The following is a 16,329-nucleotide window of genomic DNA, read 5'->3' as shown; positions in this document are numbered from 1 at the left end:
GCCGGCGCGTTCTGGGGTGGGACGGTCTCAGGGGCGGGCCGTGAGGTAGCCGCCCATGGTGGTGAAGTACTCGGCCGCGCCCAGCTCCACGCCGTCCTCGGTCCGTACGCGCGTGATGGCCAGCCCGTGGTTGCGGCCGGTGCGCGCGTCGGCGCCCGCGACGACGACCACGCCGTCGCCCTCGCGGTAGAAGATCCGGCCGGGCGTGCCGCCGTAACGGCCCTCCGAGACCACGGCGCCCAGGATCTCCAGGCGCTTGCCCCGGTGGAAGGTGAACGCGCTCGGGTACGGGGCGGACTGGGCGCGCACGAGGCGCTCCAGGTCCGCGGCGGGCCAGGTCCAGTCGATCCGGCTGTCCTCCAGGGCCCGCTTGTGGAAGAAGCTGGCCTGGGAGCGGTCCTGCTGGGTGAACTCGGTGCGCCCGGAGGCGATCTGGGCGAGCGCGCCGGTGGTGACCGGGGCGATGAGGTCGACCGTCTTGTGGAACAGGTCGGTCGCGGTGTCCGTCGGCCCGACCGCCACGGCCTGCTGGAGGACGATGTCGCCGGCGTCCAGTTCCTCGTCCATCAGGTGGGCGGTGACGCCGACTTCGGACTCGCCGTTGATGAGCGCCCAGATCAGCGGCGAGAAGCCGGCGTACTTGGGGAGCAGCGAGTCGTGGACGTTGAGGGTGCCGTGCCGGGGGAGGCCGTAGATGCGCGGGGGGATCCAGGTGCGCCAGTTGTTGGCGACGATGATGTCCGGGTCGGCGTCCTTGAGGCGCTCGAACAGCTCCTCGTCGTCGGGGCGGTTGCGCAGCAGGACGGGGATGCCGTGTTCCTCCGCGAGGTCGGCGACCGAGTCGCTCCAGATCCGCTCGTAGACGTGCTCGCTCTTGGGGTGCGTCACGACCATGACCACGTCGTGCTCGGATTCCAGCAGGGCCTGGAGGGTGCGGTGGCCCCAGGTCTGATAACCGAACATGACGACCCGCATGGGGGCTCCTCCTCAGGGCAGGAATAGGACGGTGCAAGTAAAGCAAGGCTTACCTAACGAGGCAATCCCGGGCACGTGAACGCGGTCTGAGGCGGTGTCAGAAATGCGGAGAACGACAGGGTGTCCGTTTTGCCCGGTCGACAGCTTCACAAGATAAGCTTAGGCTTCCCTAAGTTATGTGGGTCTCGCGGAAGCGTGCCCTCCTCCCGCTACCTTCCCGCGCCCGATCACGGCTGCCCCCGCACGAATGGGAGTGACATGTCTCAGGTTCTTCCTGGCGACGCACCACTGATACACGACCTCATCGGCATCGGCTTCGGGCCGTCCAATGTGGCCATGGCGATCGCTCTCACCGAGCACAACGCACGCGTAGGCAGGCAGGAGGCCGTCACCGCCCACTTCTTCGAGCAGCAGCCGGAGTTCGGCTGGCACCGGGGCATGCTCATCGACGACGCCACGATGCAGGTGTCCTTCCTCAAGGACCTGGTGACCCTGCGCAACCCCACCAGCGAGTACAGCTTCCTGAGCTATCTCCAGAGCAAGGGGCGGCTGATCGACTTCGTCAACCACAAGAACTTCTTCCCGCTGCGGATGGAGTTCCACGACTACTTCGAGTGGGCCGCCGCGAAGGTCGACGACCTGGTCTCCTACGGCCATGAGGTCATCGGCGTCGAACCCGTCGTCCGCGACGGCGTGGTGGAGTACCTGGACGTCACCGTCCGGGCCGGCGAGGGCCTCGTCGTGCACCGCGCCCGCAACCTCGTCATCGGCACCGGCCTGCGGCCGCGCATGCCCGACGGTGTCGAGCGCACCGACCGCATCTGGCACAACTCCGACCTGCTCGGCAAGGTCGACGCCGTGGAGGGCACCGACCCCACCCGGTTCATCGTGGTCGGCGCCGGCCAGAGCGCCGCCGAGAACGTCGCCTATCTGCACCGCCGTTTCCCGCGCGCCGAGGTCCACGCCGTCTTCTCCCGCTACGGCTACAGCCCCGCGGACGACAGCAACTTCGCCAACCGCATCTTCGACCCCGAGGCGGTGGACGAGTACTTCTCCGCGCCCGAGGACATCAAGCGGAAACTGATGGACTATCACGGCAACACCAACTACTCCGTGGTGGACATCGACCTCATCGAGGACCTGTACCGGCGGGTGTACCAGGAGAAGGTCCAGGGCACCGAGCGGCTGCGCTTCCACAACGTGTCCCGGCTGACCGGGGTCGTCGAGACGCCCGAGGGGGTCCTGGCCACCGTGCGCTCGCTGGTCACCGGCGAGGACACCGTCCTGGAGGCCGACGTCGTCGTGTTCGGCACCGGGTACCGGCCCGCCGACGGCCTCGCGCTGCTGGGCGAGGTCGCCGGACTGTGCCACCGCGACGACGAAGGCCGGGTCCGCGTCGAGCGGGACTACCGCGTGGCGGCGAGCCCCGAACTGCACTGCGGCGTCTACCTCCAGGGCGGCACCGAGCACACCCACGGCATCACGTCCTCCCTGCTGTCCAACACGGCGATCCGGGTCGGCGAGATCCTGGACTCGATACTCGCCCGCGGCCTCAAGCCCGTCGAGCCGCTGACGGACGGCATCGGGACCACCGCCCGCTAGGCCCTGTCGTCAAATTCCCGCCTGCCCTGCGACGCCATGCACGCACTCTCGCCGCACCGGACCCTGACCCAAGTACGTCCAGTACGAGGGTCAGGGCCCGGCACGCCGAGAGCACGCACCTGACGCCGCAGGGCCGCCCTCCGGGCGACGACGGGAATTTGACGACAGGTCCTAGGCCGACAGGCCCAGGGCGCCTGTCACCTGCCCCGGGGCACCTCTCGCGGTGCCCCGGCGCTCCGGTGCGCCGGGGCCCGGAAGCCCCGTGGTGCCCTGTATGCCCCGTGGTGCCTCGTGGTGCCTGGATGCCCCGTGGTGCCTCGATGCCGGCCGCGCCCCCACCCCACCGCCCGCCCGGGGCACGGAAGGAACACCCCGCCTTGTCCATCGCGACGCCACCCACTGCCCTGCTCCCGGCCCGGTCCGCCGTACGGCTCGCCCGCCCGGAGGACGCCGAGGAACTCGCCGCGCTGTCCCGCCCGTTCGCCCGCACCGGCGCGCTCCGCGAACGTCCGGTCGCCCTGTACGCCTCCCGGGCGGCGGACTTCGTCGTCACCGAGGCGCCCGACGGCACCCTCGACGGCTGCCTCGCCCTGCGGGTCCACGCGCCCGAACCGGCGGGCGGCCACCTGCCGTCGGGCGTGCTGTACAACTTCTGCGTCGCGCCCCACCGGCAGGGCCACGGCATCGGCACCCGACTGCTGCGCGCCGCCGTGGCGAGGGCCCGTGCCCGGTCGGTGGGCGCGCTGTTCACGGCGACCGTCGGCGGGGGCGGACTCTTCCTGCGCCACGGCTTCGGCCCCGCCGCCCCCGGCACGGCCCCGGCCGCCTGGACGGCGTCCCTCGACCCGCGCCGCAACGCCCGCGTGCTCGCCCGGGTGTTGTGACACCGGGACCGTAAGTCCGTGACACGGTAAGGCTGTTGCGCCGTGCGACGGCAGTGCCGTAGCGCTCAGTGGACGTCCGCGCCGACCGCCGGCACCGCCGCGCCGGGGACCACCGTCGTCCCCGGTGAGGTGTCGCCGAGGACCCCGTCGAGCACCGCGTGCGGTACCCGGCCGTCCAGCACCTGCGCCCGGCGCACCCCGGAGCGGACGGCCCGCAGGCATCCCTCCATCTTGGGCAGCATTCCGCCGGCCAACCCCGGGAGCAGTTCCTCCAGTTGAGCCGCCGTCAGCCGCTTGATCACCTCGGCGCTGTGCGGCCAGTCGGCGTACAGACCCGCCACGTCGGTGAGCATCACGAGGCGTTCGGCGTCCAGGGCGGAGGCCAGCGCGGACGCGGCGAGATCGGCGTTGACGTTGTAGACCTCCCCGTCGGTGCCGCGCGCCACGGGGGAGACCACTGGGATGCGGCCCTGGTCGAGGAGCGCGCGCACGGTGTCCGCGTTCACGTCGACGACCTCGCCGACGAGCCCGATGTCGACCTGCCGGCCGTCCACCCAGGCCGGCCGCCGGACCGCGGTCATGGTGTGCGCGTCCTCGCCGGTCATCCCGACGGCGAACGGGCCGTGGGCGTTGATGGAACCGACCAGTTCGCGCTGCACCCGGCCGGTGAGCACCATGCGCACCACCTCCATGGTCTCCGGGGTGGTCACCCGCAGCCCCGCCGTGAACCGGGTCTCCAGGCCGAGGCGGTCGAGCATCGCGCTGATCTGCGGTCCGCCGCCGTGCACCACGACCGGGAGCAGTCCGGCCCGTCGCAGGGCGACGACGTCCTCGGCGAACGTCCGCTGAAGGGCCTCGTCCACCATGGCGTTGCCGCCGAACTTGACGACGATCACGCCGCCCGCGTGTCCCACGTGTCCCACTCCGTCCGCTCAGGCTCGTCCGTTCGAACCGGTGTTGCGCCGCTCCCGGTGCAGGAGCAGTTCACGCAGCAGCCCGTCCGTCGTACGGACCACACCGCTGCGCGCCACCCACCGCAGAGCCATGGTGTGCTCCTCGGCGGAGAAGTCGGCCACGGCGTCCGCGACCACGAAGGGCTGGATGTCGTTCATGGCGGCGTCCGCGGCGGTGAGCAGGACGCCGAGGTGCGCGTACAGCCCGCAGACGATGAGCTGGTCGCGGCCCTGCGAGCGCAGCAGCCGGCCGAGATGGCTGCGCAGGAAGGCGTTGGGGCGCACATTGCGCAGCAGATGCTCGCCGGGGCGCGGGGCGAGCCGCTCGATGACCGCCGTGGCGTCCGGCTCCGGTTCGGGGCCCTCGGACGTCTCGGCGCGGTGCTTCAGGGAGCCGTTGCGCAGTTCGACCGGCTCCGCGCTGAAGACGACCGGCATCCCCAGCGCCCCGGCGAGCCCGCGCAGCGCCGCGACGTTCTCGACGAGTTCCCGCACGGGTGAACTCCCCGCCGGGAACGCGTCGATGAACTGGTTCTGCATGCCGTGGATCAGCAGCGCGGTGCGCTCAGGGGCGATGGTCCAGGCGACATGCGGCGCGGGAAGGGAGGAACGGTCCGGCATGGGATACGACTCGATGGCCGGAAAACCCATGGACGCCCTCCTCCCCGTGCGGCGCGCCGGTGTGCCCAGCCCCTCCTGGTGTCCTTCTTAGCTTAGCCTAACCTTAGTGGTTTGTAATGGGATTGAGGGTGCCTGCCGGGACGGGGGAGTCGTCCCGGCGCGGTGGCCTACAGCGGGTTGCTGCGGGTCTCCGCCAGCAGGTACCAGGCGGTGGCGCCGGTGTGCCGGTACGGGTAGTAGCCGAACCCGAAACCGGTGTCGATCGGACTGCTCGCCGACACGATCCCGGACCGCTCGCCCACGGCCCGGCCGCCGAACGTCTGCGCCCCGCCGAGCCGGTCCTGCGCGCGCTCGGCCGAGGCCAGCAGCCGCCGGGCACGCGCCTCGTCGCCCGGCGCCCGCCGGACGCGCAGGGCGAGCGCCAGATGCGCCGTGCCCTCGAACCAGACGCCGTTGCGGTCCGGCCTGGGCTGGCCGTCGGCGATCGGGCGGTCCTCGTCCGCCACCAGACTCGCCGAGCTGAAGGTGACACCCTCGTACGACTGCCCCGCGGGCACCGTGCTGTTGGGGCGGTCGGCCCGGTCCAGGACGGCGAGTTCGGCCGCCGCCCAGTCCAACGACCGGGCGTGGGTCCGGGATCGGAGCGCGAGGTGGGTCCAGGTCTGGGTGTCCTCGGGGATCGGCGACCTGTTGATCGTCACCCCGTCGTCGGTGCCGGTGTAGAAGAAGCCGCCGGCCGGTTCCCACATCTTCTTGACGAACGCCTCGGCCCGCGCCTGCCGCTCCCGCCACACCCGCGCGCCGGTGAGCCGCGCCAACTGCCCGAACAGGCCGACCAGATCGGTGTTGTGCTCGGTCGAGGTGAAGGGCAGCGGGCGGTTCGCCCCGTCGACCCCGAACTTGTAGCCGCCGAGCGGTTCGTCGGTGCGTCCCGTCCGGTCGATCCACTCGCCGATCCGTACGGCACCGGTACGGAAGCGGCGTGCGCCGGTACGGCGGGCGAGGGCGGTGAGCGCGAGCCCGGCCCAGGCCATGTCGCCCACCGCGGTGCCCGTGAAGCCGAACTGGGTTCCGACGTTGGCGGTGCCGTCGGCCCGCACGAAGCCGTCCGGCTGCGGTGTGCCGTCGTAGAAGGTGTACGGCCCGACGTTGTACGCCTGGCGCAGCCGGCCGTCGTCGTGCGCCGGGTCGTGCGCCTGGGCGAAGAGCAGCGCGTCGCCGAGGGCGATCGCCCTGGCCCGGCCGCGCTCGGTGCGGGTCGCGAGCAGGGCGAGGATCGTGAGGGCGTTGTCGTAGGTGAACGCCGTGCTGAACAGGCCCGCCTGGTCGGTGTAGCTCTGGGCGAGCCGGAGCGGGCCGTGGTCCGGGTAGGCGTCCATGGCGGCGGCGAGGAAGGCGGCCGCGCGGTGCGGCGCGGGGGCGGCGGGCGCGGGGTGCGCGGGGTGCCGGGCGTCGGAGCGGGCCGCGTGGGCCGGGACGGCGTTGGCCGCGGCGAGGACGGCGACACCGGCGCCGAGGCCGGTCCCGATGAGCGCGCGACGGCTGATGGCCGGGCCTTGGCTGCCGGTCATGGGTCTCCTAGGGGAATGCGGATGCGGGAGCGGCGGGAGCCGACTCGTTTGAGAGCGCTCTCAAACGAGTCGGCTCATTCTGCTGGCGGTCCGGTTGCGGGTCAACGCCTGTGCACGGAGAGGCGGTTGGGGAACGGGGGCGGCCCCGCCGCCGAAGGGCGAGCGGGGCCGTGGTTGCCGCTGTTCTCGGGAGGCGGTGGGTCAGGCGGCCGGGTGCACCAGCCCGGACTCGTAGGCGAAGGCCACCGCCTGCACCCGGGCGCGGGCGCCGATCTTGGTGAGGATGTGGCTGACGTGGGACTTCACGGTGGTGGGGGCGATCGACAGCCGGGAGGCGATCTCGGCGTTGGACCAGCCGGACGCCACGGCGACGAGCACATCCCGCTCGCGTCCGGTGAGGGTGTCGAGGTCGACGTCCCGGCCGGCGGTCCGGACGGTGTCCTGGCGGCGGACGGCGTCGATGAGGGCCTGGGTGAGCGCCGGGGTGATCACGGCCTCACCGGCGGCCATGTCCCGTACGGCCGCGGTGAGTTCGTCCGGGGTGGCGTCCTCGGACAGGAACCCAGTGGCTCCGGCGCGCAGGGCGGCGTAGGCGTGACGCTCGTGGCCGGGCGGGGCGAGGACGAGGATCCGGGGGTGCGGGGCGGGCGTCGGATGCGCGGGGTGCGCGATGCGCCGGACGGTGTCGAGGCCGTCGGTCCCGGACGCGTGGGCGTCGATCAGGACGACGTCCGGCCGCAGGGTGCGGGCCAGGCGGACCGCCTCGGCGCCGCTCGCGGTCTCGCCGGCCACGGTGAGCCCGGGTTCGGCGCCCAGGAGCATGCGCAGGCCGAGGCGCTGCAGGGACTGGGTGTTGACGATGAGTACGGAGACCATGTCAGTCGTTCTCCACGCTCCTGAACGAAACGGTTTCGTTCATATGAGGCTCAGGCTACCCCCACTCCGCTATCGAAACGACATCGTTTTTTCGTGGCCTGGATCACAATGCGAAGTGTATGACCGCTGTCATGATGGATCCTGCCGCCCGGTACGGTCCGGCACCGACGATCCGAGAGGGGAACGCCGTGGGGGAGAGCGTCGCGCGGGCGATGTGGGAGCGGTTCGAACCGGTCCACGACCTGGTGTACTTCACCCCCGAGGTGCGCCAAGTCGCCGACGGGCTCGGGCTGCGCGGCTACTGGATGGGCTACTTCGCGCTGCGCGCGGCCCCGTTGGGACCCGCCCCGGCCGCCGTCGTCACCAGCTCCTTCTACGTCTTCCACCCCGACCGGGTGGCCCGCGCGCTGCCGGACGCCTGGGGCCACGCGGACCCGGCGGAGGTGCTCGCGGCCCGCGCGCGGGGCGTGGACGCGGCGATGACCGCCCTCTACGGCCCTCAGGTCGTCGCCTCCGACGAGACGGCCGAGGCCGCCGACCTGGCGTGGACGGCGGCGCAGGCGGCCGACACGGCCGGACGGGTCCTCGGCGGCGCGAACCAGGCCCTCGCCCGCCCCGCACGGCCGCACGTCGCCCTCTGGCAGGCGCTCACGACCCTGCGCGAGCACCGCGGTGACGGGCACATCGCCGTCCTCGTCGGCCACGGCCTCGGCCCGGTCGCCGCGATGCTGCTGAAGTGCGCGGCGGGCGAGTGCGACGAGGAGTTCCAGCGGCGGACCCGGCAATGGGACGCCGAGCGCTGGGAGAGGGAGAAGACGGCCCTGCGCGAGCGCGGGCTGGTCGGCGCGGACGGACGGCTCACCGGCGCGGGCGCGGAACTCCGCGAACGGATCGAGGCGGCGACGGACGCGGCGGCGGCCGGACCGTGGGCCGCCTTGGGCCCCGAGGGCACGGCACGGCTGGCCGAGCTGCTCACGCCGCTCGCCCGGACCGTCCTGGACTCCGGGCTGATCCCGGAGGGGAACCCGGTCGGAACACCGGGCGGCGCGGGGTTCTCGCCCGTCTGAAGCGCTGCGGTTGCACCATCATGTTCGGATGGCCCACGACATCGTGTTCTTCCTCGCCCCCGACGACGAGACCGCCGCCTTGACGCGTCTCGGGGGACCCGGGCGGGCCTTCGACTCGGTGGCCTGCCGTTTCGTCGAGCCGGACAGCGCCATCACCGAGTGGGACGTGTACTTCGAGGAGCCCTCGGCGGAGCTTCCGCCGATCGAACGGCTCCATCGGCAGCCGCTGCCGGAGTACGTCACCGCCCCCCTGAACGACGGCGTCGAGGTGTTCGCCGTGCCGCCGCGGCTCACCCGGGCGCTGGCCGCCGCGAGCCCCGCCGCACTCGAAGAGCTGGCGGACCGCTGGACCGCGCGGCTCCGCTCCCAGGACGGGGACGACATGACCGACGACGATCTCCTCGCCGTCCTGCGCGGAGTCGCCCGGCTCGCGGTCGCCGCGGTGGACACCGGCGGCGGGCTCTATAGCTGGAGCTACTGACCGGATAGCCGGAGCTACTGACCAGCGTGTCCCCGCAGGCGACACTCCCCGCCCCCGGTCAGTAGGCTCGCCGGTATGCGGATCTCCGTTTCCTCGGACATGGACGAACCCGTCGCCCGCGCGCTGGTCTCGGAGCTGCGGGGGCGCGGGCACGACGTGCTGGTCTACGGCGCGCTGCGGCCCGGTACCGACGCGCAGTGGGCGGTGTGCTCGGAGGCGGCGGCGCGGGACGTGGCCGACGGGACGTCCGGGCAGGCCGTGGTCTGCTGCTGGACCGGGACCGGCGCGTCGATCGCCGCGAACAAGGTGCCCGGCGTCCGGGCGGCCCTGTGCACCGACGCGTACACGGCGGACGGCGCGCGCCGCTGGAACGACGCCAATGTGCTCGCCCTGAGCCTCCGGCTGACCTCGGAGCCGCTGCTCAAGGAGATCCTGGACGCCTGGTTCGGCGCCGACGTGAGCCCGGACGCCGAGGACCGGCGCAACATCGCCCACCTCGCGGACCTCGACGCGGGCCGCCCCTCCTGAGAGCGGCGGGAATGCGCCGGATGGGCCGTTCGGCACTGTCGGGGTACCCGATCGCGGGGCAGGGTGGGAGATACGGACCGGCACGCACCTCCGAGCGCCCCCGACCCGGAAGGGAACCGAGATGCCCGTCGAACCCCCGCAGACCTCCGCCGCCCCGCTCACGGACGACGAACTGCGGACCCTGAACGCGCACTGGCGCGCCGCCAACTACCTGGCCGTCGGCCAGATCTACCTGATGTCCAACCCGCTGCTCACCGAGCCCCTGCGTCCGGAGCACATCAAGCCGAGGCTGCTCGGCCACTGGGGGACCTCGCCCGGCCTCAACCTTGTGTACACCCACCTCAACCGGGTCGTCCGCACCCGCGACCTGAACGCCCTGTGCGTCTGGGGCCCCGGCCACGGCGGTCCTGCGGTGGTCGCCAACTCCTGGCTGGAGGGGTCGTACACCGAGACCTACCCGGACGTCACCCGGGACGCGGCCGGCATGGCCAGGCTGTTCAGGCAGTTCTCCTTCCCCGGCGGCATCCCCAGCCACGTCGCCCCCGAGACGCCCGGCTCGATCCACGAGGGCGGCGAACTCGGCTACGCGCTCTCCCACGCCTACGGCGCCGCCCTCGACAACCCGGACCTGCTGGTCGCCTGTGTGATCGGCGACGGCGAGGCCGAGACCGGCCCGCTGGCCGCCTCCTGGCACTCCAACAAGTTCCTCGACCCGGTCCACGACGGCGCCGTCCTGCCCATCCTGCACCTCAACGGCTACAAGATCGCCAACCCGACGGTGCTGGCCCGCATCCCCGAGCCCGAACTCGACGAGCTGCTGCGCGGCTACGGCCACGACCCCATCCATGTCACCGGCGACGAGCCGAACGCCGTCCACCGCGCGATGGCCCAGGCCATGGACACCGCCCTGGACCGCATCACCGCCCTCCAGCGCGCCGCCCGCGAGGACGGCGCCGGTGAGCGCCCCCGCTGGCCGGTGATCGTGCTGCGCACCCCGAAGGGCTGGACCGGGCCCGCGCACGTCGACCGGCTGCCGGTGGAGGGCACCTGGCGCGCCCACCAGGTGCCGCTGTCCGCCGTCCGCGACAACCCCGACCATCTGCGCCAGTTGGAGGCGTGGCTGCGCTCCTACCGGCCCGAGGAACTCTTCGACGAACAGGGCCGCCCCCGGCTCGACGTCCTGGCCTGGATCCCCGACGGCGACCGCCGTCTGGGATCCACCCCGCACGCCAACGGCGGACTGCTCCTGCGTGAACTCCCGCTGCCCGACCTGGACACCTACGCCGTCCCCGTCGACAAGCCCGGCGCCACCCTGCACGAACCCACCAAGGTGCTGGGCGAGTTGCTGGAGGACGTCATGCGGTCCACCGCCGAGCGCCGCGACTTCCGCCTCGTCGGACCCGACGAGACCGCCTCCAACCGGCTCCAGGCCGTCTACGGCGCCAGCGGCAAGGCATGGCAGGCCCAGACCCTCCAGGTCGACGAACACCTCGACCGGCACGGCCGGGTGATGGAGATCCTCTCCGAACACACCTGCCAGGGCTGGCTGGAGGGCTATCTGCTGACCGGCCGGCACGGACTGTTCTCCTGCTACGAGGCGTTCGCACACATCGTCGACTCGATGGTCAACCAGCACATCAAGTGGCTGCGCGTGTCACGGCGTTTGCCCTGGCGCGCCCCCATCGCCTCCCTCAACTACCTGCTCACCTCGCACGTCTGGCGCCAGGACCACAACGGCTTCTCGCACCAGGACCCCGGCTTCGTCGACCACATCCTCAACAAGAGCCCCGAGGCCGTGCGGGTCTATCTGCCGCCGGACGCCAACACCCTGCTGTCCGTGGCCGATCACGCCCTGCGCAGCCGCGACTACGTCAATGTGATCGTCGCCGGAAAACAGCCCTGTTTCGACTGGCTGTCCATGGACCAGGCCCGGGCGCACTGCGCGCGCGGCGCCGGAGTCTGGGACTGGGCCGGCACCGAGAACGGCAGCCGCGAACCCGACGTCGTCCTCGCCTGCGCCGGTGACGTCCCCACCCAGGAGGTGCTGGCCGCAGCCCAGTTGCTGCGCCGCAACCTGCCCGAGGTCACCGTCCGGGTCGTCAACGTCGTCGACATCGCCCGGCTGCTGCCCGCCGAGGAACACCCGCACGGCATGAGCGACTTCGAGTACGACGGCCTGTTCACCACCGACCGGCCCGTCATCTTCGCCTACCACGGCTACCCGTGGCTCATCCACCGTCTCGCCTACCGCCGCACCGGTCACCGCAATCTGCATGTGCGCGGCTACAAGGAGATCGGCACCACGACCACGCCGTTCGACATGGTCGTCCGCAACGACCTCGACCGCTACCGGCTCGTCATGGACGTCATCGACCGGGTGCCCGGCCTCGCCGTGCGCGCCGCCGCCGTACGGCAGCGGATGGAGGACGCGCGACTGCGCCACCACGACTGGATCCGGGCCCACGGCACCGATCTCCCCGAGGTCGCCGACTGGTCCTGGGACGGCTGAGACAGCAGGTCACGGCCTCCCGGCGAGGGCGCACGGGCGGGTGCGGACGGCGCAGGGCACGGGGCAGAGGGCGGCCGGGCATGCGCCCTGTCGGTCCGCGCCGCCCGGTGCCTACAGTGGCCGCCCCGCGACGCGTAACCCGCGGGGCCCCTTAGGGCCACCGGCCGTCCCCGGCCCGGCAGCCGTCCCGCGGACCCGGGACGGGCCGCGTATCCCCGCGGCCGCCGGTGCGGGGACGGACGCGAGGCCCCCCGCGCGACAGGCACCATCCGTGATCCCGCTCGGACCACGTGCCGGCCGGCCCGCGGCACGAGCGTGCGTCGACAGCCACTGGAGGCCGCTGTGTCCCGACCGAACATCGCCCTGATCGCCGATCCCAGCTCGCCCGAGGGGTGCCGGGAGTACCTCGCCGAGGCCGTGGAACTGCTCACCGGAGCCCCGCCCGTCCGGGTCGACTCCCGGCACTTCGCGACCGGCGGCTCCGGCCGCTGCGCCCCGGACGGCGGCCGCTTACGCCTCCAAGTCCCCGAGGAGCGGCTGGACTTCGTCCCCGACGTCGTCCTGCTCTACGAGATCCCGCCGCACCGCAGGCGGGATCTCGCCGCCTTCCAGGAACTCCTGGAGAGCCACGACGTGGTGACCCTCGCCGCCGGTCCGGAGGCATGGCGGACGGCGACGGAGAAGAACCTCACCGTGGCCCGCTTCGAGCGCGACGGCGTCGCCCAGATGGAGACCGTCGTCCTGTCGGACCCCGCCCTGGCGGAGGCCGCCGAGGCGTTCGAGCGGCTCGGCGGCGACACCTGGGCGCGGCCCGTCGTCGGCACCGGCGGCGACGACACCTTCCATGTCACCACCCCCGGGCAGCTCGCGGAGGCCACCGCCTACTACGCCGGGCACGGCACCGACTGGATGCTGTCGCGCGACGCGGGAAACGTCACCCCCGACGGACTGCGCCACCAGTTCCGGGTGTTCGTGCTCGGCGAGCAGGTCGTGCACGCCCGCGAGCACCTCCAGCCCGAGCCCGACACCCCGTGCAACACCTGCCGGGGCGCCACCCCCGTCCACATCGACCCCGCCGACCTGCCGCCCCGCCTCGCCGAACTGGCCGTCGCCGCCACCGCGTCGGTCGGACTGCCCTTCGCGGGCGTGGACCTCGCGCCCGAGAACGGCGGGGTGGTCTTCGAGGTCAATGTGCAGCCCGCGTTCGTGGACGGCGCGGTGGAGGTGGCGAAGGTGGCCGTGCCGTACGTCCAGGCGCATCTGGACGCCTTCGACCTGGCCGGCGGCGGCTCGCCCCGGGGGCTCACCGCCTCGGCGTAGCGACGTGGCAACGGCGGGGCGGGCGCTCTACAGCCGCAGCGTGAACCAGGTCGTCTTGCCCTCGTCCGTCGGCCGGACCCCCCACCCGGCGGCGAGGGCACGGACCAGGATCAGACCCCGGCCGGACTCCTCGTCCTGGCCGGCCAGGCGCGGCTGGGGCAACTGCGGGCTGCGGTCGCTGACTTCGACGGTGAGATCGGTGGCCGTGCGGTGCACATGCAGCCCGAGCGGGCCCTCGGCGTGCTGGACGGCGTTGGTCAGCGTCTCCGACAGCAGCAGGAGCGCGTCACCGGCGATGCCGGCGCAGGTCCACGAGTCGAGCGCCTTGTGCAGAAAGGCCCGCCCTTCCCGCACCGAAGCCGGGACGGCCGGCAGCGCGGTGCTGACGGCGGCCAGCGGAGGCGCCGGGAGCTGCGCGAACAGCAGCGTGACGTCGTCGTTGTGGCTCTCGGGGTCCGGCAGCAGACCGGCCAGCACATGGTCCGCCGCGTCCTCCAGGGACGGCGTCCCGGAGAAGAACTCGTCCAGAAGGAGGGAGAGTTCGTCGATCCGGAACTCGATGTCGCTGCCCGGCGTCTCCACCAGACCGTCCGTGTAGAGCACCAGCGTGGCGCCCGGCGCTATCTCCGAACTGGACTCCTCGTACAGCACGTCGCCCACCCCGAGGGGCGCGTTCACCGGGCACGGCAGGGCGCTGACGCCGCCGGTCCCGGCGATCAGCACCGGCAGATGGCCCGCCGAACAGACCGTGACGGTGCCGGTGTCCGGCGCGATCACCAGATAGCAGCAGGTGACGAGTTGATCGGGGACGTCGAGATCGGCGACGCAGCGGTCCAGCGCCCGCATGAGCTGACGCGGCTGCATCCCGGTCTTCGCCAGCGCGTGCGCCGCCGACCGCAACTGGCCCATGACGGCCGCGGCTTCGAGGCCGCGGCCCATCACATCGCCGATCAGCACGCCCACCCGGTCGGCGCCCAGCGGTATCAGGTCGAACCAGTCGCCGCCCACCCCGGCGCCCTGCGTGGCCGGCCGGTAGCGGCTGGCGGTGGCCAGGCCCGGCAGGGCGGGCGGCGTGCCCATCAGACTGCGCTGGAGGGTCAGCGCGATGTGCCGCTGCTGCTCGTACAGCGCGGTCAGTTCGGCCTCCGCGCGCTTGCGGTCGCTGATGTCCCGCACGATCGCGCACGCCCCGACGACGGTGCCGCGCGTGTCCCGGGTCGGCCACAGCGTCACGTCCACGTCCAGCAGATCGCCGGTGCTGGTCAGCCGTAACGTCTCGAAGTGCTCGACCTTCTCGCCGTGCCGCAGCCGCCGCAGCAGGGCGCGGATCTCGCCGCGCAGCTCCTGCGGGGCCAGCAGCGAGACGTGCCGGCCGATGACCTCCTCGGCCGTGTAGCCGTACAGGCGCTGCGCCGCCGCGTTCCAGTAGGTGATGTACCCGTCGAGGGTCTTGGCGAGGATCGCGTCCTGCGACGACTCCACCAGCGCGGCCAGTTCGTTGATCCTGGCCTCGGCCGCCTTGCGGTCGCTGACGTTGCGCACGGCCGCCGACACCAGTAGCCCGTCCGCCGTCTCCAGCGGGCTGAGGCTGATCTCGACGGGGAACTCCTCGCCGTTCTTGCGCAGCCCGTGCAGCTCCAGACCGGCGCCCATGGGACGCACCTGCCGGTTGGCCGTGTAGCCGCCCCGGTGCCCGGTGTGCTGGTCGCGGAAGCGGTGCGGGATGAGCAACTCGACCGGGCGGCCGAGGAGTTCCTCACGGCCGTAGCCGAACAGCGCCTCCGTCTGGGCGTTGACCAGACGTATGACGCCGGTGTCGTCCACGATGACCATGGCGTCCGGAGCCGCCTCCAGCAGACCCCGGAACCGCTCCTCGGCCCCGGCCGGCGCCCGCGCGTCCTCGGGTACGCCACAGGCGCACCGTTTCTGCTCCACGCTGCTCGCGTACCGCGCCGGATCTGCCTGCATCACGTCGGCCATCTTCCACCTCATCTGCGCGACGGTTCAGGCCATCTCAGCGCTTTTCGGTCGCCTCCGCTCGTGAAGTCGTTTACTGTCCGTTCACTTACGATCCTGAACGCCCGTTCACAGGCTCGCCGCGTGATCCGGAACGTAGTTCTGCAGTTCTCGCGGGGTGCGCAGGTAGCCGGTGGACTCCGGGCGCTCGGGCAGCTCCAGCACCTGCGGCGGCACGTCGTGGTAGGGCACCGAGTCCAGCAGATGGGCGATCATGTTCAGCCGGGCCCGCCGCTTGTCGTCGCTCTCCACGATGTTCCAGGGCGACTCGGGAAGATCGGTGTGCACCATCATCTCGTCCTTGGCCCGGGAGTACGCCTCCCAGCGGCTGAGGGACTCCAGGTCCATCGGCGACAGTTTCCAGCGGCGCAGCGGATCGTCGAGCCGCTTGCGGAACCGGGCCTGCTGCTCGGTGTCGCTCACCGAGAACCAGTACTTGCGCAGCAGGATGCCGTCGTCGATCAGCATCCGCTCGAAGACCGGGCACTGGCGCAGGAAGAGCTGGTACTCCTGCTTGGTGCAGAAGCCCATCACATGCTCGACACCGGCCCGGTTGTACCAGGAGCGGTCGAACAGCACGATCTCCCCGGCGGCCGGGAGATGCTCCACGTACCGCTGGAAGTACCACTGGGTGCGCTGGCGCTCGGTGGGCTTGGGCAGCGCGGCGATCCGGGCGACGCGGGGGTTGAGATGCTCGGCGACCCGCTTGATCGTGCCGCCCTTGCCGGCGGCGTCACGCCCCTCGAAGACGACGACGAGCCGCGCGTTCTCGGCACGCACCCACTCCTGGAGCTTGACCAACTCGGTCTGGAGCCGCAGCAGTTCGGCCTCGTAGGCGGCGCGGGGTACGCGTGCCTTCGTCTTGGCGTCCTTGGTCTTCGTGCCGTCCTTGGCCATCCGTTCGCACCCCTCGTCGACGTGTCGAT

At 72.1% G+C, this 16,329-nt stretch carries 14 protein-coding genes; 7 read left to right on the top strand and 7 right to left on the bottom strand.

The genetic code is table 11. The features are described 5' to 3' along the window. Positions 1–27: 27 nt before the first annotated feature. A complete protein-coding gene (locus tag AFM16_RS03540; RefSeq protein WP_030787353.1) occupies positions 28–975 on the bottom strand; it encodes a methionyl-tRNA formyltransferase in 948 nt (315 codons plus the stop codon). Between the two features lie 258 nt (positions 976–1,233). Here AFM16_RS03540 and AFM16_RS03535 point away from each other — a divergent pair, with 258 nt between their 5' ends. Together AFM16_RS03535 and AFM16_RS03530 are read left to right on the top strand one after the other, a co-directional pair. After that, positions 1,234–2,577, top strand: coding sequence for a lysine N(6)-hydroxylase/L-ornithine N(5)-oxygenase family protein (locus AFM16_RS03535; protein WP_030787356.1), 1,344 nt, complete (start codon positions 1,234–1,236; stop codon positions 2,575–2,577). Positions 2,578–2,954: 377 nt separating this feature from the next. After that, positions 2,955–3,461 (top strand): GNAT family N-acetyltransferase, encoded by a 507-nt coding sequence (locus AFM16_RS03530; protein ID WP_370628004.1) that lies wholly within the window; start codon positions 2,955–2,957, stop codon positions 3,459–3,461. Between the two features lie 65 nt (positions 3,462–3,526). On the opposite strand, the gene argB is transcribed toward AFM16_RS03530, so the two are convergent. The 4 genes from argB to AFM16_RS03510 form a co-directional block, all read right to left on the bottom strand. Next, on the bottom strand, positions 3,527–4,375 hold the full coding sequence (gene argB / locus AFM16_RS03525; RefSeq protein ID WP_256861265.1) for an acetylglutamate kinase: 849 nt from the start codon (positions 4,373–4,375) through the stop codon (positions 3,527–3,529). 18 nt (positions 4,376–4,393) lie between these two features. Continuing rightward, positions 4,394–5,065: an isochorismatase family protein gene (locus tag AFM16_RS03520; RefSeq protein WP_078632320.1), complete on the bottom strand. Its 672-nt coding sequence runs from the start codon at positions 5,063–5,065 to the stop codon at positions 4,394–4,396. Between the two features lie 137 nt (positions 5,066–5,202). Next, positions 5,203–6,606: a Tat pathway signal sequence domain protein gene (locus AFM16_RS03515; protein ID WP_078632318.1), complete on the bottom strand. Its 1,404-nt coding sequence runs from the start codon at positions 6,604–6,606 to the stop codon at positions 5,203–5,205. Positions 6,607–6,807: 201 nt separating this feature from the next. Then, positions 6,808–7,482, bottom strand: a complete 675-nt coding sequence (locus AFM16_RS03510) for a LuxR C-terminal-related transcriptional regulator (RefSeq protein ID WP_030787370.1) — start codon at positions 7,480–7,482, stop codon at positions 6,808–6,810. A gap of 188 nt (positions 7,483–7,670) precedes the next feature. Between AFM16_RS03510 and AFM16_RS03505 the strand changes: the two genes are divergently transcribed. The 5 genes from AFM16_RS03505 (at position 7,671) to AFM16_RS03485 (ending at position 13,387) form a co-directional block, all read left to right on the top strand. Then, a complete protein-coding gene (locus AFM16_RS03505) occupies positions 7,671–8,549 on the top strand; it encodes an SCO6745 family protein (protein ID WP_078632294.1) in 879 nt (292 codons plus the stop codon). Positions 8,550–8,577: 28 nt separating this feature from the next. Further along, complete coding sequence (locus AFM16_RS03500; RefSeq protein ID WP_030787381.1) at positions 8,578–9,030, top strand: hypothetical protein; 453 nt, start codon at positions 8,578–8,580, stop codon at positions 9,028–9,030. 75 nt (positions 9,031–9,105) lie between these two features. Next, positions 9,106–9,558 (top strand): RpiB/LacA/LacB family sugar-phosphate isomerase, encoded by a 453-nt coding sequence (locus tag AFM16_RS03495; RefSeq protein WP_030787384.1) that lies wholly within the window; start codon positions 9,106–9,108, stop codon positions 9,556–9,558. Between the two features lie 121 nt (positions 9,559–9,679). Further along, positions 9,680–12,067, top strand: a complete 2,388-nt coding sequence (locus AFM16_RS03490; RefSeq protein ID WP_078632292.1) for a phosphoketolase family protein — start codon at positions 9,680–9,682, stop codon at positions 12,065–12,067. 342 nt (positions 12,068–12,409) lie between these two features. Further along, a complete protein-coding gene (locus tag AFM16_RS03485) occupies positions 12,410–13,387 on the top strand; it encodes an ATP-grasp domain-containing protein (RefSeq protein ID WP_078632290.1) in 978 nt (325 codons plus the stop codon). A gap of 27 nt (positions 13,388–13,414) precedes the next feature. Here AFM16_RS03485 and AFM16_RS38390 read toward each other — a convergent pair whose 3' ends face one another. Beyond that, the gene (locus AFM16_RS38390) at positions 13,415–15,379 is read right to left on the bottom strand and encodes a PAS domain S-box protein (protein WP_245177627.1); all 1,965 of its coding nucleotides are present in this window, start codon (positions 15,377–15,379) and stop codon (positions 13,415–13,417) included. 93 nt (positions 15,380–15,472) lie between these two features. Next, positions 15,473–16,300, bottom strand: a complete 828-nt coding sequence (gene ppk2, locus AFM16_RS03470; protein WP_030787397.1) for a polyphosphate kinase 2 — start codon at positions 16,298–16,300, stop codon at positions 15,473–15,475. Between the last annotated feature and the right edge of the window lie 29 nt (positions 16,301–16,329).

The organism is Streptomyces antibioticus (genome assembly GCF_002019855.1).
Lineage (GTDB): Bacteria > Actinomycetota > Actinomycetes > Streptomycetales > Streptomycetaceae > Streptomyces > Streptomyces antibioticus_B.
This window is presented reverse-complemented; position numbering and strand designations above follow the sequence as displayed.